This window comes from Georgenia sp. M64 (assembly GCF_038049925.1).
Lineage (GTDB): Bacteria > Actinomycetota > Actinomycetes > Actinomycetales > Actinomycetaceae > Georgenia.
In genome coordinates this window covers 2,292,655-2,307,766 of record NZ_CP145809.1, presented here as the reverse complement: position 1 = coordinate 2,307,766, position 15,112 = coordinate 2,292,655, and the positions used below count along the sequence as shown (strand labels likewise).

Annotated in this window: 14 protein-coding genes; 11 read left to right on the top strand and 3 right to left on the bottom strand. The window is 74.1% G+C overall.

The window, feature by feature from the left end; translation table 11 throughout:
• Positions 1-46: 46 nt before the first annotated feature.
• From AAEM63_RS10405 to AAEM63_RS10380, 6 genes are all read left to right on the top strand, one after another.
• Positions 47-1,846 (top strand): gamma-glutamyltransferase family protein, encoded by a 1,800-nt coding sequence (locus AAEM63_RS10405; RefSeq protein WP_341358200.1) that lies wholly within the window; start codon positions 47-49, stop codon positions 1,844-1,846.
• Positions 1,847-1,932: 86 nt separating this feature from the next.
• Entirely contained in the window at positions 1,933-2,517 is a 585-nt protein-coding gene (locus AAEM63_RS10400; RefSeq protein ID WP_341358199.1) for a hypothetical protein, read from the top strand.
• 91 nt (positions 2,518-2,608) lie between these two features.
• Positions 2,609-3,079 carry a sigma-70 family RNA polymerase sigma factor gene (locus AAEM63_RS10395; RefSeq protein WP_341358198.1) on the top strand — a complete coding sequence of 157 codons (471 nt, stop codon included), beginning with the start codon at positions 2,609-2,611 and terminating at the stop codon, positions 3,077-3,079.
• A complete protein-coding gene (locus AAEM63_RS10390; protein WP_341358197.1) occupies positions 3,076-3,822 on the top strand; it encodes a methylated-DNA--[protein]-cysteine S-methyltransferase in 747 nt (248 codons plus the stop codon). Before AAEM63_RS10395 ends, AAEM63_RS10390 begins: the two co-directional genes overlap by 4 nt.
• Positions 3,823-3,905: 83 nt before the next feature.
• Positions 3,906-4,541: a DNA-3-methyladenine glycosylase I gene (locus AAEM63_RS10385; RefSeq protein ID WP_341361356.1), complete on the top strand. Its 636-nt coding sequence runs from the start codon at positions 3,906-3,908 to the stop codon at positions 4,539-4,541.
• Entirely contained in the window at positions 4,538-5,437 is a 900-nt protein-coding gene (locus AAEM63_RS10380) for an AlkA N-terminal domain-containing protein (RefSeq protein ID WP_341358196.1), read from the top strand. Before AAEM63_RS10385 ends, AAEM63_RS10380 begins: the two co-directional genes overlap by 4 nt.
• Before the next feature lie 152 nt (positions 5,438-5,589).
• On the opposite strand, the gene AAEM63_RS10375 is transcribed toward AAEM63_RS10380, so the two are convergent.
• The 3 genes from AAEM63_RS10375 to deoD all read right to left on the bottom strand — a co-directional run bounded on the left by AAEM63_RS10375 (position 5,590) and on the right by deoD (position 8,217).
• On the bottom strand, positions 5,590-6,243 hold the full coding sequence (locus tag AAEM63_RS10375) for a TetR/AcrR family transcriptional regulator (protein WP_341358195.1): 654 nt from the start codon (positions 6,241-6,243) through the stop codon (positions 5,590-5,592).
• Between the two features lie 343 nt (positions 6,244-6,586).
• Positions 6,587-7,273, bottom strand: a complete 687-nt coding sequence (locus AAEM63_RS10370; protein ID WP_341358194.1) for a hypothetical protein — start codon at positions 7,271-7,273, stop codon at positions 6,587-6,589.
• A 236-nt stretch (positions 7,274-7,509) separates the two neighbouring features.
• Positions 7,510-8,217, bottom strand: a complete 708-nt coding sequence (deoD, locus tag AAEM63_RS10365) for a purine-nucleoside phosphorylase (RefSeq protein WP_341358193.1) — start codon at positions 8,215-8,217, stop codon at positions 7,510-7,512.
• Positions 8,218-8,427: 210 nt separating this feature from the next.
• Between deoD and AAEM63_RS10360 the strand changes: the two genes are divergently transcribed.
• From AAEM63_RS10360 to AAEM63_RS10340, 5 genes are all read left to right on the top strand, one after another.
• Positions 8,428-10,023 carry a sodium-dependent transporter gene (locus AAEM63_RS10360; protein WP_341358192.1) on the top strand — a complete coding sequence of 532 codons (1,596 nt, stop codon included), beginning with the start codon at positions 8,428-8,430 and terminating at the stop codon, positions 10,021-10,023.
• Positions 10,020-10,178, top strand: a complete 159-nt coding sequence (locus AAEM63_RS10355) for a methionine/alanine import family NSS transporter small subunit (protein ID WP_123919335.1) — start codon at positions 10,020-10,022, stop codon at positions 10,176-10,178. Before AAEM63_RS10360 ends, AAEM63_RS10355 begins: the two co-directional genes overlap by 4 nt.
• 81 nt (positions 10,179-10,259) lie before the next feature.
• On the top strand, positions 10,260-11,288 hold the full coding sequence (locus tag AAEM63_RS10350; RefSeq protein WP_341358191.1) for a 3-oxoacyl-ACP synthase III: 1,029 nt from the start codon (positions 10,260-10,262) through the stop codon (positions 11,286-11,288).
• Positions 11,285-14,104, top strand: coding sequence for an alpha/beta fold hydrolase (locus AAEM63_RS10345; RefSeq protein WP_341358190.1), 2,820 nt, complete (start codon positions 11,285-11,287; stop codon positions 14,102-14,104). The genes AAEM63_RS10350 and AAEM63_RS10345 overlap by 4 nt, the downstream gene beginning before the upstream one ends.
• On the top strand, positions 14,101-15,072 hold the full coding sequence (locus AAEM63_RS10340) for an NAD-dependent epimerase/dehydratase family protein (RefSeq protein WP_341358189.1): 972 nt from the start codon (positions 14,101-14,103) through the stop codon (positions 15,070-15,072). Before AAEM63_RS10345 ends, AAEM63_RS10340 begins: the two co-directional genes overlap by 4 nt.
• The last annotated feature ends 40 nt before the right edge of the window (positions 15,073-15,112 follow it).

Here is a 15,112-nt window from a genome sequence, read left to right as displayed (position 1 = left end):
TGCGAGGTCCGGGCGCGACGTCGTTGGGCGCCACTAGGGTCGAAGAGTGAAGTTCACCCCACCCCCGACCTTCCTCACCCGGCCCACCCTGCACGGCACCTTCGGGATGTCGGCCACGACGCACTGGCTCGCAACCGGCACCGCGCAGTCGGTCCTCGAGCGGGGCGGGAACGCGTTCGACGCGGCGGTCGCCGCCGGCTTCGTCCTCCACGTCGTCGAGCCCCACCTCAACGGTCCCGGCGGCGACATGACGGCGATCTTCGCCACCGCCGAGGACCCCACGCCCACCGTCCTCATGGGGCAGGGCCCCGCCCCGGCCGGTGCGTCGCGCGAGCACTACCTCGCCGAGGGGCTCGACCTCGTCCCCGGGTCCGGGGCCCTGGCCGCCGCGGTCCCCGGTGCGGTCGACGCGTGGTTCGTGCTCCTGCGCGACCACGGCACGTGGGAGCTGGCGGACGTCCTGGCGTACGCCGTCGGCTACGCCCGGGACGGGCACCCCGTGCTGGCGCGGGTGGGGGAGACGATCGCGGCGGTGGAGGACCTCTTCACCGAGCACTGGCCCACGTCGGCGAGGCAGTGGATGCCGCACGGGCGGCCGCCCGCGCCCGGCGAGATGGTCCGGAACCAGGCGTACGCGCGCACGCTCGAGCGGCTCGTCGCGGCCGGGGAGGCGGGCGCGAGCGACCGGGCCGGGCGCATCGAGGAGGCCCGTCGCCAGTGGCGGGAGGGGTTCGTCGCCCGGGAGGCGGCGTCGTTCCTCGCGGAGCCGCACCGGCACTCCACCGGCGGCGACCACGCCGGCGTCATCACCGCCGAGGACTTCGCGGCCTTCTCCGCGGCCTACGAGCCGGCCGTCACCTTCGACTTCCGCGGGTACACCGTCGCCAAGACCGGTGCCTGGGGGCAGGGACCGGCCCTGCTCCAGACCCTCGCGATCCTCGACGGCTACGACGACGCCCACCTCGACCCGTCCACCGCGCTCGGTGCGCACACCGTGCTCGAGGCGCAGAAGCTCGCCCTGGCCGACCGCGAGGCCTACTACGGCGACACCGACGTCCCGCTGGCAACCCTCCTGAGCGCGGAGTACGCCGCGAGCCGGCGCGCCCTCATCACCGCCGACGCTTCGGCGGAGCTGCGGCCGGGGCAGGTACCCGGGCACGAGCCCTTCCTGCCGCCGCTGCGCACGGAGTACGACCCCGGTCACGAGAACTCCCGGGCCGGGCTCGGCGAGCCCACGGTCGCCCCCACGGGGGAGACCCGGGGCGACACCTGCCACCTCGACATCGTCGACCGGTGGGGCAACATCATCTCGGCGACGCCCTCGGGCGGCTGGCTCCAGTCCTCACCGACCATCCCGGCGCTCGGGTTCTGCCTCGGCTCACGGCTGCAGATGACCTGGCTGGAGGAGGGCTCGCCCGCCACGCTCACCCCCGGGCGACGGCCCCGCACCACCCTCACGCCCACCCTCGTGCTGCGCGGTGGTCGCCCGGTGACGGCACTGGGGTCGCCCGGCGGCGACCAGCAGGACCAGTGGCAGCTGCTGTACCTCCTGCGCACCATCGTCGGCGGCTACTCCCCGCAGCAGGCCATCGACGCCCCCGCGCTGCACACCACGTCGATGCCGGGCTCGTTCTGGCCGCGCACGTGGACGCCGGCGGGCGCGGTCGTGGAGGACCGGCTCGGCGACGACGTCATCGCCGAGCTGCGTCGCCGGGGCCACCGGGTGACGCGGGCGGGGGACTGGTCGCTCGGGCGACTGTCGGCCGTGACGCTCGACCCGGACACCGGTGTGCTCTCGGCGGCGGCGAACCCCCGCGGGGTCCAGGGCTACGCGGCGGGCCGGTGACGGGCGTGGCGGTCCCCGGGGTGGGCGGGAACCCGACCGAGGGCGGGTCACGGAACAGTGAGGGCATCGCCACCGTTGTGCTGGGTGTGAGTCACGAAACACCCCAGGAAACATCCTCCGACCCCGCCCTTCTCGCGGGCGACCAGCTCGTCCGCAACCGCCGGGCCCGTTCGGCCGTCCAGCGGTCCGACCCCAGCGAGCACCTCGTCGACACCCTCGACCTCGTCGAGGAGATGGCCGTGATGACGCGGTCGCGCGAGCAGATCTTCCGCCACATGGAGACACTCCTCGGCATCCGGTTCGGTGAGCTCCAGGCCCTCACCGCCGTCTCCGAGGGCGCCGACCACTTCCGGGAGGTGGCGCGGCGGACCGGCCAGCCCGACGCCGCCGCCCGCGTGACCGTCGAGGGCCTGGCCGAGCGGGGCCTGCTCGGCCGGCACGCCCACGACCGCGCGGACGACGGGAGCGCCCCCGGCCTGATCCACGTCAGCCCCGCGGGCACCGTCCTCCTCCAGCAGGCCCAGGCGCTGCAGGTCCGGCTCGTCGACGCCGTCGTCGACACCCTCGACGAGGGCGAGACCCTGCGGCTGCGCGAGTCGGTGGCGCACGTCGCCGAGACGCTCGAGCCCCGCCTGTCGCCCCGCCGGGCGCTGACCCCCGCCGGGCGCTGATCCCACCCGGGCGCTGATCCCAGCCGGTCACGTCCTACGATCGGCGTGCGCCCACCCCTCACATCCGGGCGCGGAAGGACGTCTACCGGGCGTGAGTCCCTTCGAGCAGGTCGTCACCGAGCACGGCCCCACGGTCCTGCGGGTCTGCCGCGCCCTCGTGGGCCCGGTCGACGCCGACGACGCCTGGTCCGAGACCTTCCTGGCCGCGATGCGGGCCTACCCGGCCCTCGACGACGGCGCGAACGTCGAGGCGTGGCTGGTGACGATCGCCCGGCACAAGGCGATCGACCTCCTGCGCTCCCGGGCCCGCCGAGCGGTGCCGGTGGCCGAGCTCCCGGAACGAGTCGTCCCCCCGGCCACGCACGGGCACGAGGCCGTCGACCTGTGGCGGGCGCTGGGTGAGCTCACCGAGCGTCAACGGGAGGCGGTGGCCTACCACCACCTCGCGGGACTGCCCTACGACCAGGTCGCGGCGCTGGTCGGTGGGACCGCACCGGCCGCCCGGCGCGCCGCCGCCGACGGCATCCGGAACCTGCGCGAGAGACTGGGAGCGTCCTCATGAGCATCACCCGACACGGGTCCGTCCACGAGCGGCCGAGCGACCGGAAGACGAGCGACCTGGCGGACGGCGCCGCCCACCCGGCCGAGAAGCACCCGGGCGCGCAGGCCGGTGCCGCCGAGCGCCCCGCCCTGTCCCGGCCCGCAGCATCCCCGGACGCCCTGGCGCCGGCGCGGGAGGTCGACGCCGAGCACCTCGCGACGCTGCACCGACGCCTCGCCGAGCTGGCCGACGCCGAGGACCTGCTCGACGTCGCGTACCGGACGGTCGACTCACCGCTGGGCCGGCTCCTGCTCGCGGCGACGCCCGTCGGCCTGGTGCGCGTGGCGTTCGAGGATGAGGGCGAGGAGGCCGTCCTCGCCACGCTCGGCGAGCGCATCAGCCCGCGGATCCTGCGGGACCCGCGCAGGCTCGAGTCTGTCGCCCGCCAGCTCGAGGAGTACTTCAGCGGTCGCCGGCACGACTTCGACGTCACCCTCGACCTGCGGCTGACAGCCGGTTTCCGCCGGGAGGTCCTCGCGCACCTGCGCGAGATCCCGTACGGCGCGACCGCCAGCTACACCGCTCTGGCGGCCGCGGCGGGCCGACCCACCGCCGTCCGGGCCGCGGCGTCGGCCTGCGCCACGAACCCGGTGCCGCTCGTGGTGCCGTGCCACCGGGTGGTGCGCTCGGACGGCTCACTGGGCGGCTACCGCGGCGGTCTGCCGGCCAAGCGGGTCCTCCTCGACCTCGAGCGGGCCGCGTGAGACGAGGCGACGGTGGGGACGTGCCGAGCGACGGCGGGGACGTGCCGAGCGACGGCGGGGACGTGCCGAGCGACGGCGGGGACGTGCCGAGCGACGGCGGACCGGCCGTCCTCCACGGGCTCGTCGTCGGCGGTGACGGCCTGGCCCGCCCGGTGTGGGCGGCGACCGACCCGCTCCTCCGCGCGTACTACGACACCGAGTGGGGCATGCCGGTGCGCGGCGAACGTGCGCTCTTCGAACGGCTCAGCCTCGAGGCGTTCCAGGCGGGCCTGTCCTGGGCGACGGTCCTGCGCAAGCGTCCCGCCTTCCGCGAGGTGTTCCACGACTTCGAGCCCGACGTGGTCGCGGCCTTCGGGGCCGACGCCGTCGAGCGGCTCATGGCGGACCCCAGGATCATCCGAAACCGCGCCAAGATCCTCGCGGCCACGACCAACGCCCGGGCTGTGATCGCCCTGCGCGAGCACGGGGGGCTGGAGCAGCTCGTGTGGTCCTACCGTCCCACCAGGACACCGGTGCCCACCCGGCCGGACGAGGTGCCGACGACGTCGCCCGAGTCGGTGGCGCTGTCCCGGGACCTCAAGCGTCGCGGGTTCGTCTTCGTCGGTCCCACGACGGTGCACGCCCTCATGGAGGCGGTCGGCATCGTCGACACCCATCTCGTGGGGTCGCACCGCCGCGGCGCGTCCGGGCTGTGGCGCGCCGACGGCACGCCGGTGTGAGCGGCACCGCGGTGGATGTCCTCCTGCCGGCCGCCACGCCGCTCGCCGTCGGGCCGCTCCTCGCGGCACTCGCCGCGCACGCGGTGCCGGGCCTCGAGGAGGTCGACCCCGCCGCGGGGTCGGTACGTCGAACGGTCCCGGGCGCCCACGGGCCGGCCGCCGTCTCGCTGCGGATCACACCGACGGCTGTCAGGGCCGAGATCGAGCTCGCCCACCCGGGGGACGGCGACGCCGTCGTCGCCCGTCTGCGCCGCTGGTTCGACCTCGACACCGACGTCGCGGCCGTCGACGTCCACCTGGCGAAGGACGCGGCGCTCGCACCGCTGGTGGCCGCCCGGCCCGGTCTACGGGTGCTCGGGCACGTCGACGGCTTCGAGGCGGCGGTGACCACGGTGCTCGGTCAGCAGGTCTCCCTCGCCGCTGCCCGGACGTTCGCGGCGCGTCTCGTCGCGGCGCTCGGCGGCCCGGTCCCGGGCACGGCAACATCGGGAGGCGGCGGGCTGCGCACCTTCCCGTCGCCGGAGGTGCTCGCCGACGCCGGACCGTCCGCGCTGAGGGAGGTGACGGGGGTGACCGGGAACCGGGCCCGCACCCTCCACGCCCTGGCCACGGTGTGCGCCGCCGGGCTCCGGATCGACCCGGACCAGGACCCCGGAGCCACCCGGGCCGCCCTCCTCGCCGTGCCGGGTGTCGGACCCTGGACGGCGGAGTACCTCGCCCTGCGCGCCATGGGCGACCGCGACGCACTGCCCTCGGGCGACCTCGTGCTGCGACGTGCCCTCGGGGGAGCCTCCGCCGCCGAGACGGTGGCCGCGGCACGGGCGTGGCGTCCGTGGCGCGCCTACGCCGTCACCCATCTGTGGACCGCGGCGGCCTACCTGGCGCGGACACCCTGATCGCACGGCCGTGCTCGAGACCGCGCCGACCGCGCGCACGCGGACGGCGGCCCGCCGGGATCAGAGGTGGCCGCCCGCCGGGATCAGAGGTGGCCGCCCGCCGGGATCAGAGGTGGCCGCCCGCCGGGATCAGAGGTGGCCGCCCGCAGCGCTCAGACCCGTGCACCCACCCCACGGAGCTGGATGTCCACCAGCTCGCGGACGTAGTCCTTGAGCCCGGCCTCGAGCTCCTCCCGGCTGCTCCGTGAGGAGCTGATGAGCATGTGCACGAAGATCGCGCCCTCGATCGCGTCGAGGAGATGGTGCACCGACGTCCCAGGGGGAAGCTCGCCGTCCGCGATGGCCTTCTCGATCCGACCGGCGAGGGCGAGCACCCCTCGGCTGATGTTCTCCTCCCGGATCTCCTTGAACTCCTCCGGGTTCACCACGGCCGCGGAGAACATGTGCGCCATCGCGGGGCCGTACTCGCCGAGGAAGAACTCGGCACGCGCGCAGGCGTGCTGGTTGAGGTACTCACGGATGTCGAGGTCCTCGCCCGCCGGCGTGACGTTGTGCGCCTCGAGGTGCCGGATGGCGTCGAGGAGGAGGTCGCGCTTGTCCTTCCAGCGCAGGTAGATGGAGGACTTCCCGATCCCGGCGTGCGTCGCGACGCCGTCCAGGCTCAGACCGGACCAGCCCTTCTGGCCGAAGAGCTCGAGGACGGCGCGGAACGCACGCTCCTCGGTGTCGGCGTGGCGAGGCCTGCCCGGACCCCGGCGGACCGGCGGGGATGCCTCGTCGATCGTGTGCGTCTCAGACTGAGTCACCGGAAGCGCCCTCCTTAGCGTCTGGTCTGGACAATACCTTTGCGGCGCACGTCTGGAGACTGATTTGCCCAGTTGTCCACGCCTGTCGTGAAGAGCTTTGAGGGCGGGGGCCGAACCCCACCGAGGCCGGCCGTACCCGGTCGAGGACCACGCGACGAGGCTGTGCCACGGGGGACGCCCGCGCGCCGAGAAGTGCCCGGGCTGGTTGCTCAGGCGCCCGGCACGGGCCTCAGGTCGTTGCTCGGAAGGGCGCGGGCACGTCGGGTGGCTCCGGCCGTGCCGCACCAGGTCGGGCGGCCTGCTCTCTCGGGCGGCTGACGGCTGCTCTCTCGGGTGGCTGCTGCTACCCGACGGTGGCGGGCCGGCACACGTCGAGCCACTGCTCCGGCAGCAGGGGTGCGGCGTCGGAGCGGCCGCGGAGCGCCTCGCACAGCCGGATCGCCGAGTCGAGCAGGTCACGCAGCCGTTCGTCCGAGTCGGGCACGCAGGCCGCCGCGATTCCGGGGATCGCGAAGTCGAGGATCACCGGGCCGGGATGGAACCGGACCGGTCCCACGACGCCGCGGGCGACGAAGTCGCGAGCCCACCGGGTCGCGAGCGGAACGGTGTCCAATGCTTCGGCGGTCGTCCAGCGCAGGGTGTCCTCGTCCCGCCCGTCGCCGGGCGCGAGCAGCTTGTCGAGGCTGAGCAGTCCGACGGCGAGGGCCCGCTGGGTCTCCTCGGCCACCACCGGCAGGGCGCGGCGCGCGGCCAGGTGGGCGATCTCGTGGTTCCACCGGGGGTCGTCGCTCACGAGCCCGATGACCGACGGGATCATCGTGGCCAGCGCCGGTCGGGCCGCGTCGGAGGTGCAGTCGTTGACCAGACGCGCGAGGTGGGCGAGGAGCGGATGGGTGCAGCGCGGGCGGTCGCTCCACCGCTCGCCGGCGAGGAAGGATGCCAGCTCCATGAAGCAGGCACCGCGCCTGGGGTTGCGGTGCTTGCCGCGCGAGAGCATCGGGAGCATGTCCAGCTGGTCGGTTCGCATCATGACCTCCGCCGCGCCTGAGGGACGTAGGTCCAGTCTGCGCCGGGAGGTGGCGGTGTGCAACGGGTTCCGGGACTTTGGTCCCTCGCGCGCGCCAGGGCTCGGCCGCGTCCCGTCAGCGGTGCGTCGCGACCTCGCCCTCAGCGGTGCGTCCGGACCTCGCCCTAAGCGGTGCGTCGGCACCTCGCCCTCGGCACTGCGCCGTGACGTCTCCGGCGAGCAGCTCGCCGGAGACTCCCTCAGCAGTGTGCGGCCGCCACGGCCAGCCGCAGCGCGCGGCCGAAGTTCTGCTCACGCTCCTCGGCGCTCATGTCCCGCGAGCCGTCGAGGAGGTGGTCCGAGATCGTCAGGACCGCGAGTGCCTCGCGGTCGTGCTCGGCGGCGATGCCGTAGAGGCCCGCGGCCTCCATCTCCACGGCGAGGGTGCCGTAGTCGGCCAGGGCCTGGATCTGCTCGGCGGGGTTGCCGTAGAAGTGGTCGCGGGAGACCACCGGGGCGACATGGACGTCGTCCGCCCCGCCCGCGGCGGCGACGGCGGCGGCGACGAGCTGGTAGGAGGCGACCGCGGAGAAGTGGATGCCCGGGATGCGGGTCGTGTTCATCGCCGAGTCCGTGTGGGCGCCGAGCGCGACGACGACGTCTCCGACCTTCACCTTGTGGGAGAGCCCGCCCGCCGTGCCCACGCGGATGATCCGCTGGACGTCGTAGAACTGGAAGAGCTCGTTGGCGTAGATGCCGAGGGAGGGCATACCCATTCCCGAGGCCATCACCGACAGCGGCCGTCCGTCCACCGTGCCGGTGTACGCCCCGATGCCGCGCACGTCGGAGACCTTGCGGGCGTCCGGCATGAGCTGGGCCGCGATGCGCTCGGCGCGCCTGGGGTCACCCGGCATGAGAACGGCGGGAGCGATGTCGCCCCTCTCGGCGGCGATGTGCGGGGTGGCCATGGCGTCTCTCCTGGGGGTCGGGGCTACGGTGCGGCGACCATGCTCCCACGGCCGCGCGCCGACGCGGGCTCGGGGACTCCGTACCGTCGGGCCCGGTCGCCCGGTGCTGTCGGGGTGCGGACCTGGGTCGCCCGGCGCGGGCGGTGGCGCTACCCTCGGCGGCACCACGTGCCGTGCTGTCCGGGCGGGCACCTGCGGGAAAGGCAGCTCATGGCCACCTCACGACCGTCCGCCTCGGCGCCCGAACGGGAGCAGTGGTCGAGCCAGTACGGGTTCCTGCTCGCCGCCATCGGCTCCGCGATCGGGCTCGGGAACATCTGGCGGTTCCCGGGGGTCGCCTACGAGAACGGCGGTGGGGCGTTCCTCATCCCGTACCTCGTCGCGCTGCTGACCGCCGGGGTGCCCATCCTCCTGCTCGACTACGCGCTGGGGCACCGCTACCGCGGCTCCGCCCCGGCGACCTTCCGCCGGCTCGGGCGTCCCTTCGAGGCGCTCGGCTGGTTCCAGGTGGCCATCTCGTTCGTCATCATCACGTACTACACGGTGATCATCGCGTGGTCGGTGCGCTACGTGGGCTTCTCGGTGACGGAGGCCTGGGGTTCGGACCCCACCGCGTTCTTCGTAGGGGAGTTCCTCCAGGCTGGCGATGCGGGGGTCTCCTTCGACATCGTGCCGGCGATCTTCTGGCCCCTCCTCGTGGTGTGGGTCGTCGTGCTGATCATCCTCGCCCTCGGTGTCCAGCGCGGGCTCGAGCGGGCGAACCGCGTCTTCCTGCCCCTGCTCGCGATCCTGTTCACGATCATGGTCGTGCGGGCCCTGTTCCTGCCCGGGGCGATCGACGGCATCGACGCCTTCTTCACGCCCGAGTGGGCGGCGCTGGGCGACCCGCAGGTGTGGATCGCCGCCTACAGCCAGATCTTCTTCTCCCTGTCGATCGCGTTCGGGATCATGCTCACCTACTCGAGCTACCTCAAGCGCCGCTCCAACCTGGTCCCGACCGGGTATGTGGCCGCCTTCGCGAACTCCTCCTTCGAGCTCCTCGCGGGCATCGGCGTCTTCGCCACGCTGGGGTACATGGCCGCGCAGCAGAGCGTCGCGGTGGGGGACCTCGAGGGCATCACCGGCGTGAGCCTGAGCTTCATGACCTTCCCGCAGATCATCTCTCTCATGCCCGGTGGGCCGATCTTCGGGGTCCTGTTCTTCACCTCGCTCACCCTGGCCGGGCTGACCTCGCTGCTCAGCCTGCTCCAGGTCGTCTCCGCCGCCTTCCAGGAGAAGTTCGGGCTGTCCCGGGTGCAGGCGTCGATCTTCATCGGCGGCTTCGCCGCGATCCTGTCCCTGGCGCTGTACTCCACCACCACCGGGCTGCCCGTCCTGGACACGGTCGACAAGTACATCAACGAGATCGGCGTGGTCTCCTCCGCCATCCTCATGTCGCTCCTCGTGGCGTTCGTGGCCCGCAAGCTCCCCGAGCTCCAGGCGCACCTCAACGGCACGTCGACGGCGCAGGTCGGTGCGTGGTGGCGCGTGCTCGTCGCGATCGTGGTCCCGCTCGTGCTCGTCGTCATGCTCGTGGCGACCGTGATCAGTCTTCTCGCCGAGCCCTACTCGGGCTACCCGGGCTGGTTCCTCAACACCTTCGGCTGGGGCGTGGTCGGCCTGGCCGTGCTGGCCTCGATCCTCTACTCCGTGATCCCGTGGCGCCGGCCCGTCGACGACTTCACCGCCCACCCGGTCGGGCGACCGCCGGGCCGGCGCGGCACGGGCCGCGATACCGGCACCACGCACGGGGAGGTGACGCGATGAGCACCGTCGCCGTCGTCATGATGATCGTCGCCATCGTCGTCGTGTGGGGAGGGCTGGCCGCGTCCATCCACTTCCTCGCCAGGCACCCGCTGGACGACCGCGACGAGCTCGAGACCATCCTCGAGGACGGCCCGGAGGCCGACACCACCTGGTGACGAGGCCGTCTCGCCGACGTGAGTCCGTGCCACGGGACGGACCCGCAGGCGCAGGTGCGGGGTGGTCCGTAACCTGAGGGAGTGAGAGACGGAAACGCGAGTGCGCGGTACCGGGACAGCGCCGTGGTCGGGCTGGCCCACATCGAGGCACCGGTGGTGGTGACCTCGGCGGAGTTCGAGGAACGGCTGGCGCCCACGCGGCGCGCGCTGCGGCTGCCGCCGAACCTCCTCGAGCGCGTGTCGGGCGTGCGCGAGCGGCGGTGGTGGGCCGAGGGGACCGACTTCGAGGACATGGCCGCGGAGGCCGGCGCCAAGGCGCTCGCCGCCGCTGGGGTCGACCCTGGCGACGTCGGGATGCTCGTCAACACCTCCGTCTCACGGCCGCACCTGGAGCCCTCGGTGGCGGTCGGGGTGCACCACCGCATGGGCCTGCCGAGCTCGGCCCTCAACTTCGACATCACCAACGCCTGCCTGGGGTTCGTCAACGGGCTGCAGATGGCCTCGGCGATGATCGACGCCGGACAGATCGACTACGCCGTCGTCGTCGACGCCGAGGACGTGCGTCCCACGCAGGAGGACACGCTCCGGAGGCTCGCGGCGGAGTGCGTCACGCGCGGGGACTACACGGACCAGTTCGCCTCTCTCACCCTCGGTGACGGCGCTGCCGCCGCGGTCGTGGGGCGCGCCTCGGACCGGCCGGACGGGCACCGCATCCTCGGTGGGGTCTCCCGTGCCGGCACGGAGCACCACCGCCTCTGCGTCGGGTCGTTCGGCAAGATGACGACCGACACCAAGAGCCTGCTCACCCACGGGCTCAAGCTCGTCACCGACGCGTGGCACGAGGCGGAGCGCTCGGGCTGGGATTGGCGCCGCCTGGACCGCTACGTCACCCACCAGATCTCCACGCCGTACACCAACGCGATCATCGAGGCGGTGGACCTCGACCCCGCGGCCGTGCCGATCACGTTCGACCGCTGGGGCAACGTCGGCCCTGCCGCGATCGCGATGACCCTCTCCGAGCAGGCGGAGAGCCTCAGCCCCGGGGACCGGGTGATGTGCCTCGGGGTCGGGTCGGGCCTCAACACCACGATGCTCGAGCTCGCCTGGTGAGCGCAGGCTCAGCCGCACCGGGAACCACGGCATCGCCCGGCGCTGACCGGACCAGGCCCCTCGCCCCGGCGTGGCACGGGGTCGACCCGTCCTGGTCGCGCCGCGTCGCTGTCGACGGGCACGACTGGCACCTGCTCGACAACGCTCCCTCGCTCACCGGGCCCGCCCGCGGCGTCCTTCTGTGCGTGCACGGCAACCCCACGTGGTCGTACCTGTGGCGCTCGGTGCTCACCGCCGGCGCGGCCGCGGGCTGGCGCGTCGTGGCCGTCGACCAGCTGGAGATGGGCTGGTCCGAACGCACGGGTGCGCACCACCGCCTCGCTGACCGCGTGGCTCAGCTCGGCCGGCTCACCGACGCCCTCGGGATCTCGGGCGACGGAGACGGCGTCGTCCCCGCTGCCGAGGTCGGGGCCTCGCGGGGCGCACGGCTCCCGGTCGTCGCCGTGGGCCACGACTGGGGCGGCGTCGTCGTCTCCGGGTGGGCCGTCGACCACCCGCGGGAGCTGGCAGCCCTCGTCCTGACGAACACGGCCGTCCACCACGACGACGCGGTGCCGGTGCCCGGGCTGCTGCGCCTGGCGCGCCGCACCGCCATCCACAGCGCTGCCACCGTGCTCACGCCGGCATTCCTCGAGGTCACGCTGTCCCTGGCGAGTCCGGCGCTCGCCCCGGAGGTGCGCGCGGCGTTCCGGTCGCCGTACACGACGGCGGAGCGGCGACGGGGGATCGGCGCGTTCGTCGAGGACATCCCGGTCGACGCCAGCCACCCCAGCCACCGGGAGCTGCGCCGTGTCGCCGACGGGGTCGCCGCCCTGGACGTCCCCGCGCTGCTCCTGTGGGGGCCCCGCGACCCGGTCTTCTACGGGCGTTACCTCCGGGATCTTCGCGAGCGACTCCCGCAGGCCGACGTCCACCGCTTCGAGGGCGCCGGCCACCTCGTGGTCGAGGACGCCGACGTCGCCGGCGTGCTGGTGCGCTGGCTGGCGGCGCGCGGGATCGGGCTGGCGGCCGCGGGTCCGGAGGCCGTCGACGGCGACACGGCGCCGCACCCTCGCGGGACCGATGCGGCGCCCCTCGGGCCGAGTGGAGAGCTGCCGGTTCGCGGGGACAGCGCCCCGTACGAGCCGTTGTGGGCGGCCCTGGACTCCCTCGCCGACACCGACGGGCCGGCGGTCGTCTCCCTGCGCGACGGGGCAGTCACGACCGTGACCTGGCGACGCCTCGCCGCCGACGTCCGGCACCTCGCGCTCGGTCTGTCGGACGCCGGGGTCAGGCCGGGGCAACGGGTGAGCCTGCTGGTGCCACCGGGCGCCGAGCTGACGACCGCGCTCTTCGCGTGCCTGCGCATCGGTGCCGTGGTCGTCCTCGCCGACGCCGGGCTCGGGACGGCGGGACTGACGCGGGCCGTCCGCGGCGCAGACCCGGACGTCATCATCGGGGTCGACCGAGCGCTCCTCGGCGCGCGGACCCTGGGGTGGCCCGGTCGGCGCGTCCTCGTCGCGGGCGCGGGCGCGGGTGCGGGCGCGGGTGCAGATGCGCTCCCCAGCCGGATCCTCGGCGCGGAGGGGACCTACCGCGACCTCATCGAGCAGGGGCGGCGGCTCGAGTCCGCCGGCATCGAGCTCCCGCCGGAGCCGGCCCCGGACGCCGACGCCGCGGTGCTCTTCACCTCCGGCTCCACGGGCCCGGCGAAGGGCGTCGCCTACACCCACCGCGGGCTGGCGGGCATGCGCGACGTCGTTGCCGACACCTACGGGCTCTCGCCCGAGCGGCCCTTCGTCGCCGGATTCGCTCCGTTCGCACTGCTCGGCACTGCACTCGGAGCGACGTCGGCCACCCCCGACATGGACGTCACGGCCCCTGCCACGCTCACGGCCGGCGCCCTCGCGGACGCCGTCGCGGCCATCGACGCCCGGGCGGTCTTCGCCTCACCGTCCGCCCTGGCCAACGTGGTACGGACGGCCGGCGAGCTGACGGACGCCGGGCGGTCGGCTCTCGGTCGCGTCGAGGTCCTGCTGTCGGCGGGTGCCCCGATCGCGCCGGAGCGCCTCGCCGCAGCCGCGGCGCTCGTGCCCTCGGCCAGCGCGCACACGCCGTACGGGATGACCGAGGCGCTTCCCGTCACGGACGTCTCGCTCGAGGAGATCCGCCAGGCTTCGGCCGATGCCGCCTCGGGGACGGTCCGAGGGGCCGGCGGCGGCACGTGCGTCGGCCGGCCGGTCGGACGCGCCCGGGTGCTGGTGGTGCCTCTCGACGACGTGGGCCGCGCCGCCGGGGAGCCCACGGACGAGGCCGGCGTGACCGGTGAGGTGCTGGTCTCCGCCCCGAACCTCAAGGACCGCTACGACCGGCTCTGGGCGACAGAGGCCGACTCGCGGACGTGGCCGGGGTGGCACCGCACCGGCGACGTCGGGCATCTCGACGGTCGTGGTCGGCTGTGGGTCGAGGGCAGGTTGAGCCACGTCATCTCGACCGCCGGCGGCGTCGTGACACCAGTCGCGGTGGAGAACGCGGCGCTCGCCGTGAACGGGGTCCGCCGCGCCGCCGCCGTCGGGGTGGGTCCGGCAGGCACCCAACAGGTGGTGGTCGTGGTCGAGACCGACCCCGACGCCCACGCCGGCGCCCGGCGGAGCTGGTCACTGGCTCCGGCGGGCCTGGCGCGGACCGTCCGTGCGCGGTCGACGGTGCCCCTCGCCGCGGTCCTGCGGGTACCGGAGATCCCGACCGACGTCCGGCACAACTCCAAGGTCGAGCGCACCCGACTGGCGGCGTGGGCGGAGCGGGCGCTCGCCGGAGCGAGGGTGGGGAACCCGTGAAGGTGCTCGTCACCGGTGCGTCGGGGATGCTCGGCCGGGCCGTCGCAGGCACGCTCCGGGACCGCGGCGACGACGTCACCGTGCTGCAGCGGCGCGAGGCGGGGATCGCCGGCGTTCGCGAGGTGCGCGGCTCGGTGAGCGACGCCGACGCCGTCGCTGCGGCCGTCCTCGGGCACGACGCCGTCGTCCACCTCGCGGCGAAGGTGTCGTTCACCGGCGCGGAGGCGGAGTTCGTCCGGACGAACGTCGAGGGCACCCGCCTCCTGCTCGAGGCGTCCCGCGCCGCGGGGGTCGCGCGCTTCGTGTTCGTCTCTTCCCCTTCCGTGGCCCACACCGGCTCCTCGATCGTCGGTGCCGGGACGCAACCAGCCCGGCCGGACCTCGCGCGGGGCAGCTACGCACGGACGAAAGCGGCCGCCGAGCTGCTCGCGCTGGCCGCCGACCGTCCCGGCTTCGCGGTCGTCGCCGTGCGGCCGCACATCGTGTGGGGACCGGGCGACACCCAGCTCGTCCAACGTGTGGTGGACCGCGCGGCTGCCGGCCGGCTGCCTCGCATCGGCACCGGCGCCGCTCTCATCGACACCACCTACGTGGACAACGCCGTCTCGGCGATCGTCGCGGCGCTCGAGCGCGTCGAGACCGTCCACGGTGAGGCGTTCGTCGTGACCAACGGTGAGCCCCGGCCGGTGGCCGAGCTGATCGGCGGGATGTGCCGTGCCGCGGGGGTCGAGCCGCCGGCGTGGTCCGTCCCGGTCCCGATCGCCCGCGGCGTCGGAGCCGTGGTGGAGCGGACGTGGTCCCTTCTCGCGCGACCGGACGAGCCGCCGATGACCCGGTTTCTCGCCGAGCAGCTCAGCACCGCGCACTGGTTCGACCAGCGGCGGACGCGCGACGCTCTGGGGTGGAGCCCGACGGTCGGCCTCGACGAGGGGTTCGCACGCCTCGCGACTCACTTCGCCAGCCACTGACGCACGCAGGCCTAAGGGCGACGTTGCCGCGGGTGCGCCG